This is a genomic window from Nocardia sp. NPDC087230 (assembly GCF_044744725.1).
Lineage (GTDB): Bacteria > Actinomycetota > Actinomycetes > Mycobacteriales > Mycobacteriaceae > Nocardia > Nocardia canadensis.
Genome location: NZ_JBIUYV010000006.1, coordinates 319,848 through 327,924, shown reverse-complemented (window position 1 = coordinate 327,924; position 8,077 = coordinate 319,848). Strand labels below are relative to the sequence as shown.

6 protein-coding genes are annotated in these 8,077 nt (G+C 70.6%); 4 read left to right on the top strand and 2 right to left on the bottom strand.

What is annotated here, in order from left to right; translation table 11 throughout:
- Positions 1-118: 118 nt before the first annotated feature.
- Positions 119-979 (bottom strand): caspase family protein, encoded by an 861-nt coding sequence (locus ACIO52_RS22460; RefSeq protein WP_402646452.1) that lies wholly within the window; start codon positions 977-979, stop codon positions 119-121.
- Positions 980-1,200: 221 nt separating this feature from the next.
- Here ACIO52_RS22460 and ACIO52_RS22455 point away from each other — a divergent pair, with 221 nt between their 5' ends.
- Together ACIO52_RS22455 and ACIO52_RS22450 are read left to right on the top strand one after the other, a co-directional pair.
- Positions 1,201-1,485 (top strand): hypothetical protein, encoded by a 285-nt coding sequence (locus ACIO52_RS22455; RefSeq protein WP_218721009.1) that lies wholly within the window; start codon positions 1,201-1,203, stop codon positions 1,483-1,485.
- Positions 1,486-1,491: 6 nt separating this feature from the next.
- A complete protein-coding gene (locus tag ACIO52_RS22450; protein ID WP_402646448.1) occupies positions 1,492-4,188 on the top strand; it encodes a hypothetical protein in 2,697 nt (898 codons plus the stop codon).
- A 3-nt stretch (positions 4,189-4,191) separates the two neighbouring features.
- On the opposite strand, the gene ACIO52_RS22445 is transcribed toward ACIO52_RS22450, so the two are convergent.
- Positions 4,192-4,947 carry a hypothetical protein gene (locus ACIO52_RS22445; RefSeq protein WP_316574190.1) on the bottom strand — a complete coding sequence of 252 codons (756 nt, stop codon included), beginning with the start codon at positions 4,945-4,947 and terminating at the stop codon, positions 4,192-4,194.
- Positions 4,948-5,167: 220 nt separating this feature from the next.
- Here ACIO52_RS22445 and ACIO52_RS22440 point away from each other — a divergent pair, with 220 nt between their 5' ends.
- Together ACIO52_RS22440 and ACIO52_RS22435 are read left to right on the top strand one after the other, a co-directional pair.
- Positions 5,168-6,985, top strand: a complete 1,818-nt coding sequence (locus ACIO52_RS22440; protein WP_218721012.1) for a peroxidase family protein — start codon at positions 5,168-5,170, stop codon at positions 6,983-6,985.
- Positions 6,982-8,076: a catalase family protein gene (locus tag ACIO52_RS22435; protein ID WP_402646445.1), complete on the top strand. Its 1,095-nt coding sequence runs from the start codon at positions 6,982-6,984 to the stop codon at positions 8,074-8,076. Before ACIO52_RS22440 ends, ACIO52_RS22435 begins: the two co-directional genes overlap by 4 nt.
- Position 8,077 lies beyond the last annotated feature (1 nt).

Sequence of the window (8,077 nt, the reverse complement as noted above, 5' to 3'; positions counted from 1 at the left end):
CCCACGTGGCGCTGCGCCCCCCCCCCGGGGGGGGCGCCCCCCCCCGCGGGGGCGCCCCCCCCCCCCCCCCGCCGGGGGGGGGGCCGCCGCGCCGCCCCCCCCCCCCCCCGCGCCGTGGTCACGGGGTGAACGGACGTTGATCCAGGAACGCGGCATCGGCGTTGATCGTGAACAGGTTCGGAACCTGGTCCGGTGGCATCGCGTTCATGATCCGCTGATGGAACTGCCGATAGCCGGCGTCGAAGGCGCCGTCGCCCCACACCTGCAGCAGCGCGCCGGTGAACTGTCCGTTGACCGGCCCGTCGTAGGACAGCTGCGAGTCCTGGCAGCCGGCCAGCAGCACCACGCCCGCCTCGATGGCGGCCCGCGAGTTCGGTCCGGCCAGCTGCTGGACGAACGCGTACATGGCCGCGCGCTGCTTGTTGTCCTCGGTCTGCACCTCCAGCGGCATCGCCTTGGCGCTGCCGTGGACCACGGTGCCGAGGTCGCCACCGGGATCGTCGCGCGCGGCCAGATCGACGATCGCCGTGCGGGTCTCGCGGGTGAAGGCGTCGCGCGCCACCGTGCCGCTGTGGCAGCTGTCCGAACAGACAACGACCCGCACGCCGGGCGCGAACCGCGACCACATCCGGTACAGCTCGTCGTCGACGATCTGGCGATCGAACACCACCCAGGTCTCGTCGCGGCGGTCGTCCTCCTCGCCGTCGACGTCGCTGGTCTGGCCGCCGTGGCCGGAGTAGGTGACCAGCACCAGATCGCCCGCTCGCGCCGTGCCGGCGAGCCGGGCGATCTCGCCGATGATCGCGAACGATGTCGCCGCGCTGTCGAGCAGCACGCGTGGGCCGGCGAAACCCTGCGCGGCCGCCAGCGCGGCCATGGCATTCGCGTCGTTGACACAGCCCGCGAGTGCGCCGTCCCAGCCGCCGTAGGCGGTGGGATCGACCCGGTTCAGTCCGATGTGCAAGGAGTATCCGCTCACTGTCGTTCCCTCCGTCTGGGATGTCCGATCAGGGGGTGCCGGGGGAGTCCGGCGCGGATCAATTCTTCGGCGGCCGTGCCGGACTCGATAGCGTGCCGCACTACCCCAATCCGGCGAATCGCCCGGCGGAGGTGGAGTAGTGCATTACGCGTTCGGCACGGGTACCCGGTGCGCGACGATATCGGGGTGGGAATCTCCCCACGATTCGAAAGGACAGGGAGATGTTCGATTCGGATATCGAGGACGCGGTCCTGGCAGCCAGCCCGGACACCGGGGAAGAGTGGTTCGAAGCGGCGAAAGCACCGGCCGGCAGGCCCGACAACGGCGTCGGGACGAGGGGAATCGACCGGACCGAGGTCGACGCCGACCGCACCCTGTTCCTCGGACCCGCGACGATGCGGGTCCTCGATGGCGTCCCGCACGCCGACGGCACCATGACGGTGCGGTACCCCGTCGGCCGGGACGCCGAGCTCCGGATGCTGCGCAACTCCATCATCGTGAACTGACCGGCCATGACCACAGCGGAACAGCACGCCGGATCGCCCGTGCGAGCCAGCGGCGACCACGTCACCTCGGGCTTGGCGACCATCGAACAGGTCGGGCGTGGCAAGGTTTTCGCGTCCACCACCGGCATCGTGGTCTTCCTCGTCGCGGTGCAGGCGACGATGGCGTTTCCGCTCGGCGCGCGCACGGCCCAGGAATGCCACACCGCGGGATTGCTGGCCCTGCTGGTGGGCGCCATGATGGCGATCGCGGCGCCGACGGCGACCTACCGGTACTACGTCTACATCTATTCGCTGCGGCTGGACCCGAAGTACGCCCGGTTCGCGAAGCTGGTCTTCGCCGGCTCGCTGCTGCTGTCGGTGCTCGACGGTGGCGCCGATCTCGCGCTGGCGATCCGGCTGACCGGCGAGCCCGCGTCCTGTGGCGGCACCACGGTGACGCTGCTGCGCGCCCAGGCGGGCCTGCACCTGTTCTTCCTGCTGCTGGCCCTCGTGGTCACCGCCATGATCTGGTACCTCGGCACCAAGCACCGCCTCGCCGGCGACGATCCGTCGCAACCGCAGTACGCGCCGACCCCCACCACCGCCCCCGCGCCGAGCGGGCTGATCATCTGCTGCTCCGGCGGCGGCATCCGGTCCGCGTCGTTCTGCCTCGGCGCGCTCCAGGTACTGCGCGACCGGGGACGCTACCAGAGCGCGACCGCGGTGGTCGGGGTGAGCGGCGGCGGCTACATCGCCGCGGCCATGCACATCCTGCACCGCAACTTCACCGATCCCTACGCGCTCGAATCCTCGGAGCTGGCCTATCTGCGCCGCCGCACGCGCTACCTGATGCCGCGCGGCACCGACAAGTTCCGCGCCGTGTTCTCCCTGCTCTACGGCATCGCCGTGAACGCGACGCTGGTCGGGATCTCGCTGCTGGCGGTGTCGTGGTGGCTGGGCTGGCTGCTCGACGACATCGACGTGCTGACCCGCGACGGCGATCGGCTCGAACTGCACCTGGTGCCCGCGGGCGGGTACTGGTACCTGGCGATCGCGCTCGGTCCGTTCGCGCTCGCACTGGCGGCGTTCGTGGTCGAGAAGGCCTGGGATCGGCTGACCATGGTGCCGGACCGGATGCGCAACGTACTCGCGAAGGGGTCCTCCGTGCTGTTGGGGATCGGGGCGCCGCTGGCGGTGCTGCTCGTCGGGGTCCCGGTCGCCCTGTACGTGCTGAGCAGGGTGACCGACGGGTCCGCCGGCGCGCCGACCACGTTGCTCGTCGGGCTCGTCGACCCGGGCGCGAAGGGCGCGCTCACCTTCGGCGCGACGCTGGTCGCGGTGATCGGGCTCGGGCGCTCGGCGTGGAAGGGGCTGCACACGGGCGACGCGGCGAGCGGCTGGTACGGGCGCGTGCTCGCGGTGGTGCGCAAGCAGCTCGCCCCGTGGCTGGGCAGCGCGCTGATCGTCGCGGTCGCCGTCGTGCTGCTGCTGCGCTGGACGACGGTCTTCGCCACCGACGCGCACGCGCGCGCGAACTGGACGCTGGCCTGGTGGATGATCGGCGTCGCCGTCGCGATCAAGGTGTTCACCGACGCCAACCGCACCTCGCTGCACACCTACTACCGCGAAGCGCTGTCGAAAGCCTTTCTCGTGGAGAAGGATCCGCGGTCGCACCAGGCGGTGCCGCTGCCCTACAGCACCGCGCTGCGCTACTCCGACTACGGCAAGCCGGTCGGTCACGGACCGCGGCTGGTGATCGCGGCGGCCGCCAACGCCAACGACGTCGCCTTCGTGCCCACCCGGCGCGGCTGCGTGCCGTTCGTCTTCGATCCGGACCGGATCGGCGTCGTCGGTGACCGCGCGCTCACCCAGGACGGCCTGCGTCCGACCGCGACCTACGAGCAGGTGGCCGACTACCGGTATCGCGATGTCACCGTGCCCGCGGCGATGGCGATCAGCGGCGCCGCGTTCAGCCCGCTCACCGGCCGCGAGAGCGCCCGCACCCGGCCGGTCCGGATCCTGCTCGCCCTGCTCAACGCGCGTCTGGGAGTGTGGCTGCCGAATCCGTACTGGCGGCCGGTCCCCCAGGGCAGGCTCGCCGCGAAACTGCCCGCGGCCTACAGCTGGGCCGACAAACCGGGACCGTACCGGCTGCTGCGCGAGGCCTTCGGCAATCCGTCGCTGTACGACCGCTGGCTCTATGTCACCGACGGTGGCCACTACGACAACCTCGGGCTGGTGGAGGCGTTGCGCAGGCGGCCGGCGACGGTGCTCGTCCTCGACGCCAGCGGCAGTCCCGACGACCGGTTCTGCGCGCTGGCCGAAGCCATCGCGACGGCGCGCATGGACCACTGCGTGGAGATCACCATCGACCTGCGGCAGATGCTGCGCGGGGAGCGCAAGCGCGCCCACAAGGCGTGGGCACACGGTGTCGCCCGGCATCTCGACGGCGCCACCACCGACATCTACTACCTCCGGTCCCAGCTGATCGACGACCTGAGCTGGGACCTGGAGAACTACAGCAGGGCACATCCGGACTTCCCGTACACCTCCACCGGCGACCAGCTCTACAGCGAATGGGATTTCGAGGCCTACCGCGCCCTCGGGCACGAGGTGACCGAGCGGGCGCTGGCGGATCCCGTCTTCGCCGGGCTGGTCGGTGCGCCCGGCGCCGGAGCGCCGGAGTCCGACGGCGAGACCGGCGCACCGGTCTTGGCCCGCTAGCGCCTACTCGCCGACGACCGATCGCGCGGCGGTCAGCGTGGTGAGTACCCGCTCGGTCTTGGTCAGCTCGGTCGAGATCGACAGACCGTAGCCGCGGACGGCGGCATGGAGCCGGTGCTGCACGTCGAGGGCGCGCGCGTGCAGGGCGGTGGGGGATTCGCCCGGCGCGGGCGTCACTTTCAGCGTGAGCTCGAACAGGTCGAGCCCGTCGACCGTCCACCGCTCGGCGTCGGCGGCCAGATCGCCGACGGCGATGTTGGTCCACTTCGTCGACGCGACCGGACCCATCGCGCGTAGATGATCGACCACGACACCCGGAGGCGTGCAGCTGACCAGGAACTGGCGCTGGGCCGAGTCGAGGGCGTCGGTGACGTCCTCGCCGCACAGGGCCGCCACCCGCAGCGAACCGGCCGGGCGTCTGCTCACCACCGAGGCCGACAGCACCCGGCGTTCGCCGCACCAGTCGCCCTCGATGCGGTACTGCATCCCCGGTTCGCTGAACGGCGTCGCCCAGCGGCCCACCAGCTGCGCGGTGGCGCAGGGCCGCAGTTTGACGGTGAGGTCGTCGTGGTCGCCACTGCGCAGCCGGATGGCGATCCGGCCCGCCAGCAAGGCGGGTGCGCCGCGCGCGCCGGGAACGGCGGGTTCGGCGAACCACACGTCCCGGCTGATCGCGGCGGCATTGGTGCACCCCAGCCGGGATTGGGCGTCGAGGAGGTCACCGTCGAGATTGACCTTGATTTCGATCGGAGTAGTCACCCGAGCAGCGTCGCCCATGCCCCCGCCGTTCGGCGCGCGTAATTCGCTACTCGATTGCCGTGGGCCGGGCCGCGGCGACATCACGGCCGCCGGAACACGGGCCGGTCAGGGCACCGAGTAGTGCACTACTCGTGACATAGATCACCCGGTGCCGGACACTGATCTGCGACCACTTCTCGTACACCGCGGTTCGAGCCAGTCAGCTACGTGGAGGTTCTCGATGGTCGAGGCACAGCCGGCGATTCCGCCGCAGTCGTCGCCGCCCCACCGGTCGTTCGTCGCCCGCGCCGCCGTCGAGGCCGCCGAAGCGCTCGACCGGCGCGTGGGCTGGTTCCGGTTACCCACCCCGCTGGGGCTGGCCGTGCTGGTCGGCCTGCGCAGCAGGCTGCGCTCGCGCAATCTGTTCGACACCGGCCGACATCCGGCCGGACCGTTGCCGCCGGACACGACCGGCGAACACCGGGCCGCGCGCACCATCGACGGTTCGTACAACAGCGCCACCGATCCGCGCACCGGGTCGGTCGGCTGCCGGTTCGGGCGCAATTTCGCACCCGAGCACAGCTACCCCGAGGACTCCGCCCGAATCCAGGAACCGAACCCGCGCCAGGTCAGCCTGCGCCTGCTGGCCCGCGACGGCTTCCAGCCCGCCACCACCCTGAACCTGCTGGCCGCGGCCTGGATCCAGTTCGAGGTGCACGATTGGTTCAGCCATACCCGCACCGACAGCGAGCCGTTCCGGGTGACGCTCGACGAGCACGACACGTGGCCCGAACGGCCGATGACGATCCAGCGCACCGCCACCGTCCCCGGGGCCGGGCCCGGCGACCCGCCCAGCCATGTCACCGAGGACTCGCACTGGTGGGACGCCTCCCAGATCTACGGCAGCACAGCGGCTTTCGCGTCCGCCCTGCGCTCGGGCAAGAACGGCGAACTGGTGATCGACGAGCTCGGCCTGCCGCCGCTGGACGCGGCCACGCTGCTGGCGCTCTCGGACGCGGCCGCCAACGCCTGGGTCGGTCTGGCGCTGCTGCATTCACTGTTCCTGCGCGAGCACAACGCGATCTGCCGCCGCCTGTCGCGGCGCTATCCGGACCTCGACGACCAGCAGCTCTACGACACCGCTCGCCTGATCAACGCCGCGCTGATCGCCAAGATCCACACCGTCGACTGGACCCCGGCCATCATCGCCCACCCCACCACCGTCGCGGCCATGCGCGCCAACTGGTTCGGCGTCCTCGGCGAACGGATCTCGCGCCGGTTCGGCAGGCTCGTCGGCAACGAGGTGCTCTCCGGCATCCCCGGCTCCGCGGTCGACGACCACGGCGTGCCGTACGCGCTGACCGAGGAATTCGTCTCGGTGTACCGGATGCACCCGCTGATCCCCGACGATCTGGTGGTGCGCAGTCTCACCGACGACCGCGTACTGGCCGAGTATCCGTTCCCCGAGCTCGGCGTCGCTCACATCCGTGAGCGCCTCGGCGAGACGCCGATGGACACGCTGTTCTATTCCTTCGGCCGCGCCAACCCCGGCGCGCTGACGCTGCACAACTATCCGCGCCATCTGCAGCAGCTCGCCAGGCCGGGGCAGCCGTTGATCGACCTCGCCACCATCGACATCCTGCGGGTCCGCGAGCGAGGGGTGCCGCGCTACAACGAGTTCCGGCGGCAACTGCGGTTGCGGCCCGCCGCCTCGTTCGACGAGCTGACCGACAATCCACGGTGGGCGCGTGAACTCGAACAGGTCTACGGCAACGTCGACGACGTCGATCTCATGATCGGCCTCTACGCCGAGCCCAAGCCTCCCGGTTTCGGCTTCAGCGACACCGCGTTCCGGATCTTCGTGCTGATGGCGTCGCGGCGGCTGTCGGCCGACCGGTTCTTCACCACCGACTTCCGGCCCGAGATCTACACCGAGGCCGGTATGGCCTGGGTGCGCGACAACAGCATGCGCACCGTGCTGCTGCGCCATTTCCCCACGCTGGCGCCTGCGCTCGCGGGCGTCGCGAATCCCTTCGCGCCGTGGAGGACTCCGCGATGACCTACCTGCGCTTCCGCGACGACCTGGAACAGCCGCGCCCCGACGAAGAACAGATCATCGACAAGATCATCGCGGTGCTGCGCGACAACAACGAACGCGCCTACCGCAAATACAAGCGCGGACTGCGCGACGCGCACGCCAAGAGCCACGGCATCCTGCGCGGCGAGCTCACCGTGCCCGCCGGCTTGCCGCCCGAGCTGGCGCAGGGCCTGTTCGCCGCCCCGGCGACCTATCCGGTCATCGCCCGGCTGTCGAGCACCTCCGGGGTCATCCGCAGCGATCAGTTGCGGGGCGTGCGGGGCCTCGGCATCAAGGTGCTGGGCGTGCACGGTCCGCGGGCGATGCCCGGCGACGAGGCCACCACCCAGGACTTCATCATGGTGACCCACCGGGAGTTCCTGTTCGCCGACGCGCACGCCTACCTCACCCGGGGCATGCCGACCGCCTGGGTGCTGGCCCGGCTGCCCGACGAGGTGCTTCGCGCGGGCAGCGATCTCGTCGCGGCCCTGGACAAGCACGTGCTGCGGCGCATCGGCAAGCGGGTGCCCCCGAATCTGGGCGTGTTCGTCGCGCCCAACACCAACATCCTCGGCGAGACCTTCTACACCTCGGCGCCGGTGCGCTACGGCGACTATGTCGCCAAGCTGCTCTATGTCCCGGTGTCGCCGGAAGTCGCCGCGCTGCAAGGACAACCGGTGAGCACGGGGGCCGGGGTCAATGCCCATCAGGACGCCGTCGTCGACTTCTTCGCCACGCACAGCGCCACCTACGAACTGCGCGCGCAGCTGTGCACGGACGTGGCCACGATGCCGATCGAGGACGCGACCGTGCCGTGGCCGGAGGAGGCGTCTCCGCATCGCACGGTCGCGACCATCCGGTTCGACGTCCAGGATCCCTACACCCCGCAGCGGCGGGCCTACGGTGACGACGTGCTGTCGTTCAACTCCTGGCGCGGCCTGGACGCGCACCGTCCGCTGGGGTCGATCAACCGGCTGAAAAAGCGGGTCTACGAGGCGTCGAGCGACTATCGCCACGACGTCAACAACGCGCCGCGGCTCGAGCCCCGTGACGCGACCGAATTGCCGCCATGAC